The sequence below is a fragment of the Pseudomonas sp. PAMC 26793 genome (genome assembly GCF_000313235.1).
GTDB lineage: Bacteria > Pseudomonadota > Gammaproteobacteria > Pseudomonadales > Pseudomonadaceae > Aquipseudomonas > Aquipseudomonas yamanorum.
Genome location: NZ_AMXG01000023.1, coordinates 163,481 through 180,194 on the forward strand (window position 1 = coordinate 163,481; position 16,714 = coordinate 180,194).

The following is a 16,714-nucleotide window of genomic DNA, read 5'->3' on the forward strand; positions in this document are numbered from 1 at the left end:
ATAACCGCTCAACTCCCGAACCGCGCCAACCACTTATGCACTTGCGAGGACTTTATGGCCCGTTTCGAACTGCAAAAACTCTACATTGACGGCGGCTACTCCGACGCTGGCAGCGATGCCACTTTCGAAGCCATCAACCCGGCTAACGGTGAAGTTCTCGCCAACGTGCAACGCGCCACCAAAGAAGACGTTGAGCGCGCGGTGGTCAGCGCCGAAAAGGGCCAGAAAATCTGGGCCGCCATGACCGCCATGGAGCGTTCGCGCATCCTGCGTCGCGCCGTCGACATCCTGCGCGAGCGCAACGATGAGCTGGCCGCCCTGGAAACCCTGGACACCGGCAAGCCATACTCCGAAACCCAATACGTCGACATCGTCACCGGCGCCGACGTGCTGGAATACTACGCAGGCCTGGTGCCCGCCATCGAAGGCGAGCAGATCCCGCTGCGTGACACCTCGTTCGTCTACACCCGTCGCGAGCCGCTGGGCGTCGTGGCCGGTATCGGCGCGTGGAACTACCCGATCCAGATCGCCCTGTGGAAATCCGCACCTGCCCTGGCGGCCGGTAACGCGATGATCTTCAAGCCAAGCGAAGTCACCTCGCTGACCACGTTGAAACTGGCTGAAATCTACACCGCAGCCGGCGTTCCGGACGGTGTGTTCAACGTCCTGACCGGCAGCGGCCGTGAAGTCGGCACCTGGCTGACCGAGCACCCGCGCATCGAGAAAGTCTCCTTCACTGGCGGCACCGACACCGGCAAGAAAGTCATGGCCAGCGCTTCGAGCTCCTCGCTCAAAGAAGTCACCATGGAACTGGGCGGCAAATCTCCGCTGATCATTTTCGACGACGCCGACCTCGACCGCGCCGCCGACATCGCGATGATGGCCAACTTCTACAGCTCGGGCCAGGTCTGCACCAACGGCACCCGCGTGTTCGTTCCGACCGCCCTCAAAGGCGCGTTTGAAGCCAAGATCGCCGAGCGCGTTGCCCGCATCCGCATCGGCAACCCGGAAGATGCAAACACCAACTTCGGCCCGCTGGTCAGCTTTGCCCACATGGAAAGCGTGCTTGGCTACATCGCCAAAGGTAAAGAGCAAGGCGCGCGCCTGCTGTGCGGCGGCGACCGCCTGACCGACGGCGAATTCGCCAAGGGTGCCTACGTGGCCCCGACCGTGTTCACTGACTGCACCGACGAAATGACCATCGTCCGTGAAGAGATCTTCGGCCCGGTGATGAGCATCCTCACCTACGACACCGAAGAAGAAGTGATCCGCCGCGCCAACGACACCGACTTCGGCCTGGCCGCTGGCCTGGTGACCAAGGACCTGAACCGCGCCCACCGCGTGATTCATCAGCTGGAAGCCGGTATCTGCTGGATCAACGCCTGGGGCGAGTCCGACGCGAAGATGCCGGTTGGCGGCTACAAGCAATCGGGCGTGGGCCGTGAAAACGGGATCAGCTCGCTGAACAACTTCACTCGCATCAAATCGGTACAGGTTGAACTGGGCGACTACGCCTCGGTGTTCTAACCCCTGGGTTTTGTATTGCCCGCGAGGCCGCCATCGCGGGCAAGCCCGGCTCCCACAGTTGACCGTGTGAACCCGGTCAACTGTGGGAGCTGGCTTGCCTGCGATGAGTGCGAAGCACTCGCCTGACCTGACCATATCTAAATGAGGGTGCATTTAATGTCCCAAGAATACGACTACATCATTGTGGGTGCCGGCTCCGCCGGTAACACCCTGGCGACCCGTCTGACCGAAGACGAAGGCGTCACCGTCCTGCTGCTGGAAGCCGGCGGCCCGGACTACCGTCTCGATTTCCGTACCCAGATGCCCGCCGCCCTGGCGTTCCCGCTGCAAGGCCGCCGCTACAACTGGGCCTACGAAACCGATCCAGAACCACACATGGACGGCCGCCGGATGGAATGCGGTCGCGGCAAAGGCCTCGGCGGCTCCTCGCTGATCAACGGCATGTGCTACATCCGCGGCAACGCGATGGACTACGACAACTGGTCGAAACTGCCGGGCCTGGAAGACTGGACCTACCTGGACTGCCTGCCGTATTTCCGTAAAGCCGAAACCCGCGACATCGGCCCGAACGACTACCACGGTGGCGACGGCCCGGTCAGCGTGACCACGCCAAAAGCCGGCAACAACCCGCTGTTCCACGCGATGGTTGAAGCCGGTGTACAGGCCGGCTATCCGCGCACTGAAGACTTGAACGGCTACCAGCAGGAAGGCTTCGGCCCGATGGACCGTACCGTGACGCCGAACGGTCGTCGCGCCAGCACCGCTCGCGGTTACCTGGACACGGCCAAGAAGCGCTCGACGCTGACCATCGTCACCCACGCCCTGACCGACAAAGTCCTGTTCGAAGGCAAGCGTGCCGTCGGCGTGCGCTACCTGATCGGCGCTGCGGAAGAACGTGTTGAAGCCCGTGCCCGCAAGGAAGTCCTGGTGTGCAGCGGCGCAATCGCTTCGCCGCAACTGCTGCAACGCTCCGGCGTTGGCCCGGCCAAACTGCTGGAAAGCCTCGACATCCCGGTGGTCCACGACCTGCCAGGCGTCGGCGAAAACCTGCAGGATCACCTTGAGCTGTACCTGCAATACGCCTGCACCCAACCGGTCTCGCTGTACCCGTCGCTGCTCTGGTACAACCAGCCGGCCATTGGTGCCGAGTGGCTGTTCAACGGCACCGGCATCGGCGCCAGCAACCAGTTCGAAGCGGGCGGTTTCATCCGTACCCGTGAAGACTTCGATTGGCCGAACATCCAGTACCACTTCCTGCCGGTAGCGATTAACTACAACGGCAGCAACGGTGTGAAAGAGCACGGTTTCCAGGCGCACATGGGCTCCATGCGTTCGCCGAGCCGCGGTCGCGTGCAGTTGAAGTCGAAGAACCCACGGGAATACCCGAGCATCCTCTTCAACTACATGTCTACCGAGCAGGACTGGCAGGAATTCCGCGACGGCATCCGCCTGACCCGTGAAATCATGCAACAGCCGGCACTCGATCAATACCGTGGCCGCGAAATCAGCCCGGGCATCGACGTACAGACCGACGAGCAACTGGATAAATTTATCCGTGAGCACGCCGAGACCGCGTTCCACCCGTCCTGCTCGTGCAAGATGGGCACCGACGAGATGGCCGTGGTTGATGCCGAAGGCCGTGTGCATGGCATGCAGGGGCTGCGCGTGGTTGACGCCTCGATCATGCCGATCATCACCACCGGCAACCTGAACGCGCCGACGATCATGATCGCCGAGAAAATCGCCGACAAGATCCGTGGCCGCCAGCCACTGCCGCGCAGCACTGCGGATTACTACGTAGCAGGCGATGCGCCGGTGCGTGGCAAGCCGATGCGTGAAGTAGGTCCTACTGCGCAGTAACTGATAACACTGTGGCGAGGGAGCTTGCTCCAGCTGGGCTGCGTAGCAGCCCCAAAGTCTTGGGAGCGCTTCGCACTCCAGCGGGAGCAAGCTCCCTCGCCACAGGTAATCAGCTTTCCTTGATCAGCTCCCCGCCTCAGGCCTAATCTGTTCGCCTGCCCGCGCCGCGCCGCCCACAAGGAAGGCCCCATGTTCGAACACCACGCCACACTCAAAAAGCAGTTCAGTGCCCTGCGCACCAACGCCGAATTCTTCTCCCTGCGCTATGTCCGCGAGTCCGGCCAGTACCTGTCGGTACGCAAGAACGTCGCCGAGCCGCCACACCTGAGCCAGGACGAAGGCGCGATGCTTACCGTGCGCCTCAATGGCGTCGAAGCCTATGCCGCCACCCACGACATTTCCCTGCCCGGCCTGCAAGCCGCCCTTGAGCGCGCCGAACAGCAAGCCCGGTTGATCAAGCCCCACGCCCTGCTCGACCTGCGCGACCAGCCGGTGTCCAGCGACATCGCCGACTACCTGTCGCCGAGCCTCGACCAGCCCTTCCCGTCCCTGAGCGACTGCTACCAGCTGCTCGGCGCCGAATCCGCCGCCGTGCCCAAGGACGAGCGCCTGGTGAACTGGGAAGTCAGCCTGGGCACCACCCACGTCGAACAGATCTACCTCAACAGCGCCGGCGCCGAACTGCGCCAGGCCCAGCGGTTTGTGTTCCCCGGCGTCAACGTCACGGCCTACGACGGCAACGACAGCCAGACCCGCACCCTGGGCGGCACTAACTTCGGCCAGCAAGGCGGCTTTGACGTAATCAGCCGCTTCGGCCTGGTGGGCGCCGCGCCGCAGATTGCCGACCAGGCACTGCAACTGCTGTTGGCACCAAACACGCCCCAGGGCCCACGCGACCTGCTGCTGATGCCCGACCAGATGATCCTGCAGATCCACGAATCCATCGGCCACCCGCTGGAACTCGACCGCATCCTCGGCGACGAGCGCAATTACGCCGGCACCAGCTTCGTCAAGGCCAGCGACTTCGGCCACCTGCAATACGGCTCCAGGCTGCTGAACGTAACCTTCGACCCGGACATTCCCGAGCAGCTCGCCAGCTACGGGCATGACGACGACGGCACGAAGGCCAGCAAACAATTCCTGATCCGCGAAGGCCTGCTGCTCAAGCCATTGGGCGGTGCGCTGTCTCAATACCGCTCCGGCATGCAAGGCGTGGCCAACAGCCGTGCCTGCAGCTGGAACCGCGCGCCGATCGACCGCATGGCCAACCTGAATATCGAGGCCGGCGACCAGAACATGGCGCAACTGATTGGCGGTATCGAGCACGGCATCCTGATGTCCACCAACCGTTCCTGGTCGATTGACGATGCACGCAACAAATTCCAGTTCGGTTGCGAATGGGGCCAGTTGATTGAAAACGGCGAGCTCAAAGGTGTGGTGAAGAACCCCAACTACCGGGCGATTTCCGCGCAGTTCTGGCGCAACCTCAGCGCCGTTGGCGACGCCAGCACCTTCAAGGTGCTGGGCACGCCGAACTGCGGCAAGGGCGAACCCAACCAGGTGATCCGCGTCGGCCATGCGTCGCCGGCCTGTGTGTTCAGCAATGTGGACGTGTTCGGGGGAGACGCCTGATGAAAAATTTCAAAGCCTTGGTGGACTGGCTCAAGCAGGCCATCACCGACCACGAACAATTCCACCTCGGCTACGCCGACGAATCGTCCGAGTTTGTGCGTTTCAACCACGGCAAAGTGCGCCAGGCCGGCCAGGTGCAACAGGCCAGCCTGAACCTGAAGCTGATCAACGACGGGCGCCACGCCGACCTCGGCATCACCCTGGCGGGCGAGCCTGAACTGGATCGCCAGCGCCTGGCCGACGGCCTGCAACAACTGCGCGAGACCCTGCCGTTGTTGCCGCAGGATCCGTACCTGCTGCTCAACCACAACGCCTGGCAAAACAAGGACCAGCAGGACCGACCACTGCCAGACCTGGCCCAGGTGCTGGAAGCAATCAGCGTGGCCGCTGAAGGTGTGGACATGGTCGGCTTCTACGCCGCTGGCCCGATCAGCCGTGGTTTCGCCAGTTCATCAGGCGCCTTCGGCTGGCACCAGGCCAACAGTTTCAACTTCGACTTCAGCCTGTTCCACGCCAACGGCGAAGCGGTGAAAGCCAGTTACGCCGGCAACGATTGGGACAGCGCGGCCTTCGCCCAGCGTTTCCAGCAGGCCCGCGAGCAACTGGAATTCCTCGGCCGCCCGCTGCACCCACTGGCACCGGGGCAATACCGCGCCTACCTGGCTCCGGCGGCCATGGAAGAGATCATCAGCATGCTGACCTGGGGCGGGTTTTCCGCCCAGGCCATCGCCAGCAAGGGCAGCCCGCTGCAACGGTTGTACAACGGTGATCAGGCCTTGAGCCCGCTGGTGACCCTGGACGAACAGGTCAGTGGGTCCCTGAGTTCGGCGTTTTCCCGCGACGGCTATCCGCGCGGCGACGTGAAACTGATCAACGCAGGCAAGGCTGAAGGCCAACTGGTGAACTCCCGCAGCGCGGCCGAATACGGCCTGAGCACCAACGGCGCCAGCGGCGATGAATCCCCCAGCGCGTTGCAGATGGCCGCCGGCAACCTGGCCCAGGCCGATATCCTCAAGCAATTGGGCACCGGCCTGTACATCAGCAACCTGTGGTACCTGAACTATTCCGACCAGCCCGCCGCGCGCCTGACCGGCATGACCCGCTTCGCCACGTTCTGGGTCGAGGATGGCGAGATCAAGGCGCCGGTCAGCACCATGCGCTTTGATGACAGCGTGTACAGCCTGCTGGGCTCGCAACTGGAAGCGCTGACCGCTGATCGGGAATTGCTGCTGTCGGCGAGTACGTATAGCCAGCGCAATACCTCGTCCAACCTATTACCGGGCGCATTGGTAAAGCGCCTGACCCTGACCTTATAAGCAACGCAAAACCCATGTGGGAGCGGGCTTGCTCGCGAATGCGGCGTGTCAGCCACTACATCTGTGACTGAGGCACCGCATTCGCGAGCAAGCCCGCTCCCACAGTTGATTGCATTCCACATCCAGATTCGTTTCGGCCTCAAAAGCCCACTCCAGACACCTGGTCGTCCGGCCAGTTGTCGCTCGCGAAAAACCTCGTTATAAAGGTTAGTGGCATCTAGCCACGTCCGCGCGGTAAAAAAACTCAAACAACACCCCGCCGTCCTCAACCCACTTGCACGCAAGTGATGCATGACCTTGCCCGGGATAGGGCAAGCTGGAGCGTTGACATGAACCATGGAAGTTTTGTCATTGAAAAGCTGTTCAAGCACTACAACGTTCACGTAGAGCAGCTTGGTAACAACCCAGAGAAGAAAACCGTGCTGTTGGTCAATGGCGCGCTGTCCACCACCCGCTCATTTGCCCGTACCAGCAAGTGCCTGTCCGAGCACTTCAATGTGCTGATGTTCGACTTGCCGTTCTCCGGCTATTCGCGCCCCCACAACACCGACCTCGACCTTGTGACCAAGGACGATGAAGTGCAAATCCTGAGGGCACTGGTGGAGCGCTTTCAGGTCAACCATCTGGTGTCCGCGTCATGGGGCGGGATTTCCACGCTGCTGACCCTGGCCCATAACCCGCCCTCCATTGAAAGCTCGGTGGTGATGGCGCTGGCGCCCAACCTCAATCAGGCGATGCTCGAATATGTGGAACGGGTGCGCGTACTGATCGAGGCCGATGACAAATCCGCCGTCGGCCATCTGCTGAATGAAACCGTGGGCAAATACCTGTCGCCCCGGCTCAAGCGCAACAACCACCGGCACCTGTCGACCATGGCCACCACCGAGTATCGCCAGGCACGCTTCCATATCCACCAGGTGCTGGCGCTGGGTGACGGCAACTACCTGCCGCAACTGACCCGGATCGAAACCCCGGTGCACTTCCTCAACGGTGTACTGGACGAGTACACCCCCGCAGACGAAGCCCAACTGTTCAAAAAATACGTGGGCCGCAGCAGCTTCGCCACCGCCGAACACACCGGCCATTTGCTCGACCTGGAATCCCGCGAAGCGGCCCTGGCCGTGCACCGGGCGTTGATTGATTTCCTGGTGGGCAAAGACGTGGCGTTGTCAGATATAGACGAAGCGCCAGTGGGAAAAGGAGTTGCCGATGGCGCATAATCGCCGACACATAGGCTGCTAACAAAAAGGTAACTCATGCCGAATCGCGCCCCTCTCGATGCCAAGACCGCCCGCTGGCTACCCTGGGTGGTAGCGATTGCCTTCTTCATGCAATCGCTGGATGGGACGATTCTCAACACCGCTTTGCCGGCCATGGCCCGAGACCTGGCGGAGAACCCGCTGCGCATGCAAGGCGTGGTGATCGCCTACATGCTGACCGTGGCGTTGCTGATCCCGGCCTCCGGTTGGGTGGCCGACCGCTTCGGCACCAAGAAGATTTTCTTCGGCGCGATCATGCTGTTCAGCATTGGCTCGTTGCTCTGCGCACTCTCCAGCACGCTGACCATGCTGGTGGGCGCCCGGGTGATCCAGGGCCTGGGCGGGGCCTTGATGTTACCGGTGGGCCGGCTGGTGGTGTTGCGCGCCTACCCGCGTTCGGAGCTGGTGCGGATCATGGGCTTCATCACCATTCCCGGGCTGCTGGGCCCGCTGCTCGGCCCGACCATGGGCGGCTGGATGGTGCAATACCTGACCTGGCACTGGATCTTCCTGATCAACCTGCCGGTGGGCATCATCGGCTGCTACGCCGTCTGGAAATTCATCCCCGACCTGCGCGGCAGCGAACGCACCCGTTTCGACGGCGTGGGCTTCCTGCTGTTCGGCGCGGCGATGGTGCTGATCACCATCGCCATGGAAGGCCTCGGCGAATTGCACCTGCCGCACCTGCGGGTGATGTTGCTGCTGTTCGGCGGCCTCGCGTGCCTGGCGGCGTATTGGCTGCGGGCCGGGCATATCGACAATCCACTGTTCTCGCCGGTGCTGTTCAAGACCCGAACCTTTGCCGTGGGCATCCTCGGCAACCTGTTCGCTCGCCTGGGCAGCGGCGCGTTGCCGTTCCTGGTGCCGCTGCTGTTGCAGGTGGCGCTGGGTTATTCACCGTCCGAGGCGGGGATGAGCATGCTGCCCCTGGCCGCGGCGGCGATGTTTGCCAAGTCCATCGCCCGGCCGCTGATCGAGCGCCTGGGCTACCGCGTGGTGCTCACTGGCAACACCCTGGCGCTGGGCATCATGCTGGCGAGCATGGGCCTGGTCAGCGAACACACGCCCTATCCGCTGCTGCTGTGCATGCTGGCGATCCTCGGGGCGATCAACTCGCTGCAATTTACCGCGATGAACACCGTGACCCTGATCGACCTCGACGACGCCCAGGCCAGCAGCGGCAACAGTTTGCTGTCGGTGGTGGCGCAGTTGTCCCTGAGCCTGGGGGTGGCCTGCGCCGGTGCACTGCTGGGCGGCTTTACCGCCGAAGTGGGCAACGATGGGGTCGACACCGTGCTCGGCGCGTTCCAATTGACCTTCGTCACCGTGGGCATCATGGCGATGCTGGCGGCGGCGATCTTCCTGCAATTGTCGCCAAAAGACGGCAAACGCGTGGTCAGCCGTGAGCACGACATTGAGCATTAACAGGCTTCTCGTCTAGAACTTGCAGGGAAAATCCCACGGGGCTGGTACACTGCGCGACATTTTGTTTTGCAGAGCCAGTCCCGTGACTACCATCGCCACCGCTTTTAATACTTTGCCCCTGTCCGCCGCCATGCTGGCTAACCTCGACTCGCTGGGTTATGTCGAGATGACGCAGATCCAGGCGCAAAGCTTGCCGGTGATCCTCAAAGGGCTGGACCTGATTGCCCAGGCCAAGACCGGCAGCGGCAAGACCGCAGCCTTCGGCATCGGCCTGTTGAACCCGATCAACCCGCGCTACTTCGGCTGCCAGGCACTCGTTATGTGCCCGACACGCGAACTGGCGGACCAGGTGGCCAAGGAAATCCGTCGCCTGGCCCGCGCCGAAGACAACATCAAGGTGCTGACCCTGTGCGGCGGCGTGTCCCTCGGCCCACAGATCGCCTCCCTTGAGCACGGCGCCCACGTCATCGTCGGCACCCCGGGCCGCATCCAGCAGCACCTGCGCAAGGGTTCGCTGGTGCTGGACGGCTTGAATACGCTGATCCTCGACGAAGCCGACCGCATGCTCGACATGGGCTTCTACGACGCCATCGAAGACATCATCAGCAAGACCCCGGCCCGCCGCCAGACCCTGCTGTTCTCGGCCACCTACCCGGTGAGCATCAAGCAACTGGCCTCGAAATTCATGCGCGCGCCGCAGCAGGTCAAGGCCGAAGCGTTCCACTCGGACGATCAGATCGAGCAGCGCTTCTACGAGATTTCCCCGGAAGAGCGCATGGACGCCGTGACCAAGGTCCTGGCGCATTTCCGTCCGGCGTCTTGCGTAGCCTTCTGCTTTACCAAGCAGCAAGTGCAGGAAACCGTGGACCACCTGACCGCCAAGGGCATCTCCGCCGTCGGCCTGCATGGCGACCTGGAACAGCGCGACCGCGACCAGGTGCTGGCGATGTTCGCCAACCGTAGTACATCGGTACTGGTGGCCACCGACGTAGCCGCCCGTGGCTTGGACATTGATGCACTGGACATGGTGATCAACGTCGAACTGGCCCGCGACTCGGAAATCCACATTCACCGCGTGGGCCGTACCGGCCGTGCGGGTGAGACCGGGATCGCTATCAGCCTCGTCGCACCGTCCGAAGCCCATCGCGCCCAAGCCATCGAGCAACTGCAGAAGTCGCCGCTGAACTGGGACCAACTGGACAACCTCAAGCCTCAGAGCGGCGGCCCGTTGCTGCCGGTGATGAGCACCCTGTGCATTGCCGCCGGCCGTAAGGACAAGGTTCGCCCGGGCGACATCCTTGGCGCACTGACCGGTGAAGCCGGGATTCCGGGGGCCCAGGTCGGCAAGATCGCGATCTTTGATTTCCAGGCCTTCGTGGCCGTGGAACGCGGGATCGCCAAGCAGGCGCTGCAGCGCTTGAATGACGGCAAGATCAAAGGCCGTTCGTTGCGCGTGCGTATCCTGTAAAGATCTCAAGCTATACCGAGATCAAAAATGTGGGAGCGGGCTTGCTCGCGAATGCGGTATATCAGTCGACAGATTCGGTGACTGACACTCCGCATTCGCGAGCAAGCCCGCTCCCACATTTGACTGTATTCCAATTCAGAATTTGTATGAGGACATGGCTGTGCGCTCGACCGAAGTTGTGATCATTGGCGCCGGCGCCGCAGGCTTGATGTGTGCACTGACCGCCGCCGGCCGTGGGCGCAAGGTGATGTTGATCGACCACGCGAACAAGGCCGGCAAAAAGATCCTGATGTCCGGCGGTGGCCGCTGCAACTTCACCAATATGTACACGGAGCCTGCCAACTTCCTCTCCCACAACGCGCACTTCTGCAAGTCCGCCCTGGCCCGCTACACCCAGTGGGATTTCATCGCGCTGGTGGCCAAGCACGGCGTGCCGTACCACGAGAAGAAACTCGGCCAGCTGTTCTGCGACAACAAGTCCAGCGACATCCTCGGGATGCTGCTGGATGAGTGCATCCAGGTCGGGGTGAGCATGCACCTGGACACCTCGGTGCAGGAGATTGCCAAGGTCGATGGCGGCTATCAGTTGCAAACCACCCTGGGTGAGTTGCGCTGCGAATCGCTGGTGATCGCCACCGGCGGCCTGTCGATCCCGACCCTGGGCGCCACCGGCTTTGGTTACCAGGTAGCCAAGCAGTTCGGCCATGAACTGCTGCCGACCCGGGCCGGGCTGGTGCCGTTCACCATCACCGATCAGCTCAAGGAGTTGTGCGGTGAGTTATCCGGTACGTCCGTGGATTGCCTGGTGAGCTGCAACGACCAGAGCTTTCGCGAGAACATCCTGTTTACCCACCGCGGCCTGAGCGGGCCGGCGATCCTGCAGATTTCCTCCTACTGGGAACCCGGCGACACCGTGGAAATCAACCTGCTGCCCGACCACGACGCCCACACCTGGCTGCAAGCGCAACAGGTGGAGCGCCCGAACAGCGAGCTGAAAACCCTGCTGGGTGAGATCTTCACCAAGAAGATGGCCAACCTGCTGGCCGAAACCTGGTTCGTTTCCAAGCCGATGAAGCAGTACACCCACGCCGAGATTGCCGACATCGCCAGCAAACTGGGGAGCTGGCAGTTGGTGCCGGCGGGCACTGAAGGCTATCGCACCGCCGAGGTCACCCTGGGTGGCGTGGACACCCGGGAGGTTTCGTCCAAGACCATGGAGTCCCTGAAAAGCCCCGGTTTGTACTTCATCGGCGAAGTGTTGGATGTGACCGGTCACCTGGGCGGGTTCAATTTCCAGTGGGCGTGGGCCTCCGGGTATGCCGCTGCCCAATTTGCCTGAAGCAACGCGGTAAAAAAATGTGGGAGCGGGCTTGCTCGCGAAGGCGGAGTGTCAGCTAATACATCAGTGACTGATACACCGCCTTCGCGAGCAAGCCCGCTCCCACATTGATAATGTCGGGCCCGGAACATATTTTGCTCTCAGATGTGATCGCCACGCTTGCCGTGGCGTCATTACTGGCTCAATTTAGCGGCATCGTCCCGGAAGACCCCAGACTTCATGTCATCGACCTCCTTCAAGCAGTCCATGCGGCGCCTTTGGGCACTGGATAAGTTCAGTTACAGCGTACGGGTATTCATCGCCCTGACCGGCAGCATGGCGCTGTGCTGGTACCAGAATGAGATGGCGCTGCTGATCCCGCTGTTCCTGGGGATTATCGCCAGCGCCCTCGCCGAGACCGATGACAACTGGCAGGGCCGGCTCAACGCCCTGGCCGTGACACTGGTGTGCTTCAGCACCGCGGCACTGTCCGTCGAACTGCTCTTCCCCTATCCCTGGATCTTCGCGATCTTCCTGGCGCTCTCCAGCTTCGGCCTGACCATGCTCGGTGCGCTGGGGGAGCGTTATGGGGCGATCGCCTCGGCCACCCTGATTCTCTCGGTCTACACCATGATCGGCGTGGACCAACGCGGTGGTGCGGTCACCGACTTCTGGCATGAACCCTTGCTGCTGGTGGCCGGTGCCGCGTGGTATGGCGCGCTGTCGGTGCTGTGGCAGGTGCTGTTTTCCAACCAGCCGGTGCAGCAGAGCCTGGCACGACTGTTTCGTGAGCTGGGGCGCTACCTCAAGCTCAAGTCCTCATTGTTCGAACCGATCCGCCAGCTGGATGTGGAAGCCCGGCGCCTGGAACTGGCGCAGCAAAACGGCCGGGTGGTGGCAGCGCTGAATGCCGCCAAAGAGATCATCCTGCACCGGGTCGGCAATGGCCGTCCGGGCTCCAAGGTCAGCCGCTACCTCAAGCTGTATTTCCTGGCCCAGGACATCCACGAACGCGCCAGCTCCTCCCACTACCCTTACAACGCACTCGCCGAGGCCTTCTTCCACAGCGACGTACTGTTCCGCTGTCAGCGCCTGCTGCGCCAGCAAGGCAAGGCCTGCCAGACCCTCGCCGAATCGATCCAGATGCGCCAGCCCTTCGTCTATGACGACAGCTTTGCCGAAGCCCTGGGCGACCTGAATGCCTCCCTGGAACACCTGCGCATCCAGAGCAACCCGGCCTGGCGCGGCCTGCTGCGCTCCCTGCGCGCCCTGGCCGCCAACCTGTCGACCCTGGACCGCCTGCTGGGCGACGCCGCCAACCCCGACAGCCTGGCCGACGCCACGGACAGCAGCCTGCTGGACCGTGCACCGCGCAACCTCAAGGAGATGTGGATCCGCCTGCGCACGCAGCTGACACCAACCTCCTTGCTGTTCCGCCACGCCCTGCGCCTGCCCCTGGCACTGAGTATCGGCTATTGGATGGTGCATTTGATTCACCCGTCCCAGGGCTACTGGATCATCCTCACCACCCTGTTCGTGTGCCAGCCGAACTACGGCGCCACCCGGCGCAAACTGGGACAGCGGATCATCGGCACCGCCATCGGCCTGACCATCGCCTGGGCGCTGTTCGACCTGTTCCCCAACCCGCTGATCCAGTCGATGTTCGCCATTGCCGCCGGCCTGGTGTTCTTTATCAACCGCACCACGCGCTACACCCTGGCGACTGCCGCGATCACGCTGATGGTGCTGTTCTGCTTCAACCAGGTGGGCGACGGCTACGGGCTGTTCCTGCCACGGCTGTTCGATACCTTGCTCGGCAGCCTGATCGCCGGGCTGGCAGTGTTCCTGTTCCTGCCGGACTGGCAGGGTCGACGCCTGAACAAGGTGCTGGCCAACACCCTGACCTGCAACAGCATCTATCTGCGCCAGATCATGCAGCAGTACGCCGCCGGCAAAAGCGACGACCTGGCTTACCGCCTGGCCCGGCGCAACGCCCACAACGCCGACGCCGCACTGTCCACCACCCTGGCGAATATGCTGATGGAGCCGGGGCATTTCCGTAAGGAGGCAGATGTGGGGTTCAGGTTCCTGGTGCTGTCACACACGCTGCTCAGCTACCTTTCTGGCCTGGGTGCCCACCGGGAAACCCAATTGCCGGCGGAGGTGCGCGAGCACTTGATCGAAGGCGCCGGGAAGACGCTGGCGGCGAGCATCGACGAGATCGCCACGGGACTGGCCAACAAGCAGCCGATCGCGATTCAGAGTGATGCGGAAGAAGCCTTGGCGGTGGATCTGGAGCAGATGCCGGATGAAATTGACGAAGGGCAGCGGCTGGTGCAGACGCAATTGGCGTTGATCTGCCGGCAACTGGGGCCATTGCGCACGTTGGCGGCTCACCTGATCAAAGACACCAGCGAAGCCTGAACCCCTTTCGCGAGCAAGCCCGCTCCCACATTTGACCGAGTTCCACCTTTGGAATGCGATCGAATGTGGGAGCGGGCTTGCTCGCGAAGGGGCCATTAGCCTCACTACATCCCATGCTGCTTCATCAACCGCGCATAACTGCCATCCACTTTCATCCTGGCAATCTCCCGATCAAACCCGGCAACAATCTGCTCATGCTGCGGATTTTTCAGGCTGACCAGAATGTGCAGGCTGTTTTCGCTCAACGGTACCGGTAAAAACTCCACCGCGTTGCGCACCGTGGCGGACTCCCGCGCCAGGTAGTAGCGGGCGACGAACTCATCTTCCACCGTCAGCCGCACCCGCCGTGCCGCCAACATGCGCATGGCCATGGCGAAGTTATGCACCGGGACTTTCTGCAATTGCACATCGGCGTCGAACGCCGCCGAATAAGCGTACCCACGCACCACCGCGACGGGATAGTCGTGCAATTGCTCCAGCTTCTGGTACTCGATCGGGTCATCCCGACGCTTTAGAAACAGCACCCGATTGAGCAAGTATTCGTCGGAAAACTGCCCCAGCTGAGTTCGCGCGTCGTCGTACCAGGCGTTGATGAGTACGTCGTAACGCCCATCGCCTACCCCCATCAGCGCGCGAGCCCAGGGCACCTGTTCAAAGTCACTGGCGTAGCCGGCGCGGGCCAGGGCGGTGGTGACGATGTCGGTGGCCAACCCGCCATTGATCAGGGTGGCATCGGTAAACGGCGGCCAGGCATCTGCCACCAGGCGCAAACGTTCTGCCGCCGCCATCTGGGCCAGCAACAACAAACCGATCAAAGCAACGGCACGAGAAAATCGCGGCATGCTTAAGTCCTTGGCGGGCGTTCGATGGCCAGACCTCAGGGTTGAACCCGAGGGTTTAACAGTAGCTCATCAATGAGCCTGTACCGCAGATTACACAAAGACGGCAGCGGCGCATGCACAGAATAGTGGCAATTTGATCTCACTCACAAAAACGGCGCAATTTAGACACCCGCCTCCCACGCGCTTACTATCCTGAGCAGACAATTAGCCGAGAGAACACCATGACAGTCGAATGGGTCTGCAAACACCACAGTGATCTGGGCAAGGAGCAGCTGTACGCCATTTTGCGCCTGCGCTCGGAGGTCTTCGTTGTCGAGCAGAAATGCGTGTACCAGGACATCGATGGCCAGGACCTGGACGGTGACACCCATCACCTGATGGCCTGGAGCGACGGTCAATTGCAGGCCTACCTGCGCCTGCTGGATCCTGAATCCCAGGGCGGCGATGTGGTGATCGGCCGGGTGATCGTGGCACCGAGTGCACGAGGCACCGGGCTGGGCCACCAGATGATGGATGAAGCCCTCAGGCAGGCAGAGAAACAGTGGCCCGAAGTACCGATCTATTTGTCGGCCCAGGCGCATTTGCAGGGGTATTACGGGCGGTACGGGTTTGTGGTGGCGGGCGAGGAATACCTTGAGGATGACATTCCACATATAGGCATGCGCCGGGCATGAGGGCCTCTTCGCGAGCAAGCCCGCTCCCACATTCGAGCGCATTCCAAAGGTAGGGCGCGATTAAAGGTGGGAGCGGGCTTGCTCGCGAAGGCGTCAGCCCGGTCACCACAAGCCTTCAGGGGTAACCCAACACCTGTTTAATGCTCGCCAGGTTCGCCTCGATCCAGCGCCGATCAATCGCGCCCCAATCACGAATCTGATAGCGCCCGGCATGGTTGCGAGCGCCGTCTTCCTGCTCAAACTCACACACAATGTCCAGGTCCGCCAACGCCGCAATGGTGTCCTGGGCAGTGCGTCGGGGCATGCCCGTCACTTCGGTCAATGCCGGGACGCTGCTGGCCAACTGGCTGTCGATCAGATACGCCACATACAGGCGCCGGTAGAAGCTGCTTTTGGTCTTGCTCACATCCATGCTCGATCGCCTTTGAAGGTTAGGGCTTGCCCTGCAGGTCGCGCCAGGTCAGGTAAACCCGCAGGTCGAATTCCACCTGATGGTAGCCCGGCAGCATGTATTCACAGAGTTTGTAGAACGCCTTGTTGTGGTCCGACTCCTTGAAGTGCGCCAGTTCGTGTACCACGATCATGCGCAAAAACTCCGGCGCGGCTTCCTTGAACAGTGAAGCGATGCGGATTTCTTTCTTCGACTTGAGGTTGCCACCCTGCACCCGGGAGATGGTGGTGTGCAGGCCGAGGGCGCGGTGGGTCAGGTCCAGGCGGTTATCGAACAGCACTTTGTCGATGGCCGGGGCGTTGCGCAGGTGTTCCTGCTTCAGGGCCTGGGCGTAGCTGTACAGGGCTTTGTCACTCTGTACGCCATGACGTTCGGGGTAGCGCTGGGTCAGGTAGTCGCCCAGTTGATCTTTGGCAATCAACTGGCGCACTTGCTCCTGCAATGCTGCGGGGTAGGCCTGGAGGTATTTCAGCGCGGTCATGGGGTCAACAACGGGTATTTGAATGGGCGCCAGTGTA

13 protein-coding genes are annotated in these 16,714 nt (G+C 62.0%); 10 read left to right on the plus strand and 3 right to left on the minus strand.

The genetic code is table 11. The features are described 5' to 3' along the window. Nucleotides 1-54: 54 nt before the first annotated feature. The 9 genes from betB (at nucleotide 55) to yccS (ending at nucleotide 14,229) form a co-directional block, all read left to right on the plus strand. Entirely contained in the window at nucleotides 55-1,527 is a 1,473-nt protein-coding gene (betB, locus tag D109_RS0108085) for a betaine-aldehyde dehydrogenase (RefSeq protein WP_017476449.1), read from the plus strand. A 156-nt stretch (nucleotides 1,528-1,683) separates the two neighbouring features. Further along, nucleotides 1,684-3,387, plus strand: coding sequence for a choline dehydrogenase (gene betA, locus D109_RS0108090; RefSeq protein WP_017476450.1), 1,704 nt, complete (start codon nucleotides 1,684-1,686; stop codon nucleotides 3,385-3,387). Between the two features lie 189 nt (nucleotides 3,388-3,576). Then, complete coding sequence (locus D109_RS0108095) at nucleotides 3,577-5,019, plus strand: TldD/PmbA family protein (protein ID WP_017476451.1); 1,443 nt, start codon at nucleotides 3,577-3,579, stop codon at nucleotides 5,017-5,019. Beyond that, complete coding sequence (locus D109_RS0108100; protein WP_017476452.1) at nucleotides 5,019-6,335, plus strand: TldD/PmbA family protein; 1,317 nt, start codon at nucleotides 5,019-5,021, stop codon at nucleotides 6,333-6,335. The genes D109_RS0108095 and D109_RS0108100 overlap by 1 nt, the downstream gene beginning before the upstream one ends. Nucleotides 6,336-6,664: 329 nt before the next feature. Beyond that, the gene (locus tag D109_RS0108105; protein WP_017476453.1) at nucleotides 6,665-7,555 is read left to right on the plus strand and encodes an alpha/beta fold hydrolase; all 891 of its coding nucleotides are present in this window, start codon (nucleotides 6,665-6,667) and stop codon (nucleotides 7,553-7,555) included. A gap of 36 nt (nucleotides 7,556-7,591) precedes the next feature. Then, on the plus strand, nucleotides 7,592-9,019 hold the full coding sequence (gene mdtD, locus D109_RS0108110; RefSeq protein WP_017476454.1) for a multidrug transporter subunit MdtD: 1,428 nt from the start codon (nucleotides 7,592-7,594) through the stop codon (nucleotides 9,017-9,019). A gap of 130 nt (nucleotides 9,020-9,149) precedes the next feature. After that, nucleotides 9,150-10,487, plus strand: a complete 1,338-nt coding sequence (dbpA, locus tag D109_RS0108115) for an ATP-dependent RNA helicase DbpA (protein WP_236260841.1) — start codon at nucleotides 9,150-9,152, stop codon at nucleotides 10,485-10,487. A 160-nt stretch (nucleotides 10,488-10,647) separates the two neighbouring features. Further along, nucleotides 10,648-11,826 carry an NAD(P)/FAD-dependent oxidoreductase gene (locus D109_RS0108120; RefSeq protein ID WP_026077838.1) on the plus strand — a complete coding sequence of 393 codons (1,179 nt, stop codon included), beginning with the start codon at nucleotides 10,648-10,650 and terminating at the stop codon, nucleotides 11,824-11,826. A gap of 219 nt (nucleotides 11,827-12,045) precedes the next feature. Continuing rightward, a complete protein-coding gene (yccS, locus tag D109_RS0108125) occupies nucleotides 12,046-14,229 on the plus strand; it encodes a YccS family putative transporter (protein WP_017476456.1) in 2,184 nt (727 codons plus the stop codon). Between the two features lie 104 nt (nucleotides 14,230-14,333). Here yccS and D109_RS0108130 read toward each other — a convergent pair whose 3' ends face one another. Further along, nucleotides 14,334-15,071: an ABC transporter substrate-binding protein gene (locus tag D109_RS0108130; protein WP_017476457.1), complete on the minus strand. Its 738-nt coding sequence runs from the start codon at nucleotides 15,069-15,071 to the stop codon at nucleotides 14,334-14,336. Between the two features lie 221 nt (nucleotides 15,072-15,292). Here D109_RS0108130 and D109_RS0108135 point away from each other — a divergent pair, with 221 nt between their 5' ends. Then, nucleotides 15,293-15,745 (plus strand): GNAT family N-acetyltransferase, encoded by a 453-nt coding sequence (locus D109_RS0108135; RefSeq protein ID WP_017476458.1) that lies wholly within the window; start codon nucleotides 15,293-15,295, stop codon nucleotides 15,743-15,745. A gap of 115 nt (nucleotides 15,746-15,860) precedes the next feature. Here the strand turns inward: D109_RS0108135 and D109_RS0108140 are convergent, their stop codons facing one another. Further along, a complete protein-coding gene (locus tag D109_RS0108140) occupies nucleotides 15,861-16,157 on the minus strand; it encodes a helix-turn-helix domain-containing protein (RefSeq protein ID WP_017476459.1) in 297 nt (98 codons plus the stop codon). A gap of 19 nt (nucleotides 16,158-16,176) precedes the next feature. Further along, on the minus strand, nucleotides 16,177-16,677 hold the full coding sequence (locus D109_RS0108145; RefSeq protein ID WP_010167569.1) for a M48 family metallopeptidase: 501 nt from the start codon (nucleotides 16,675-16,677) through the stop codon (nucleotides 16,177-16,179). Between the last annotated feature and the right edge of the window lie 37 nt (nucleotides 16,678-16,714).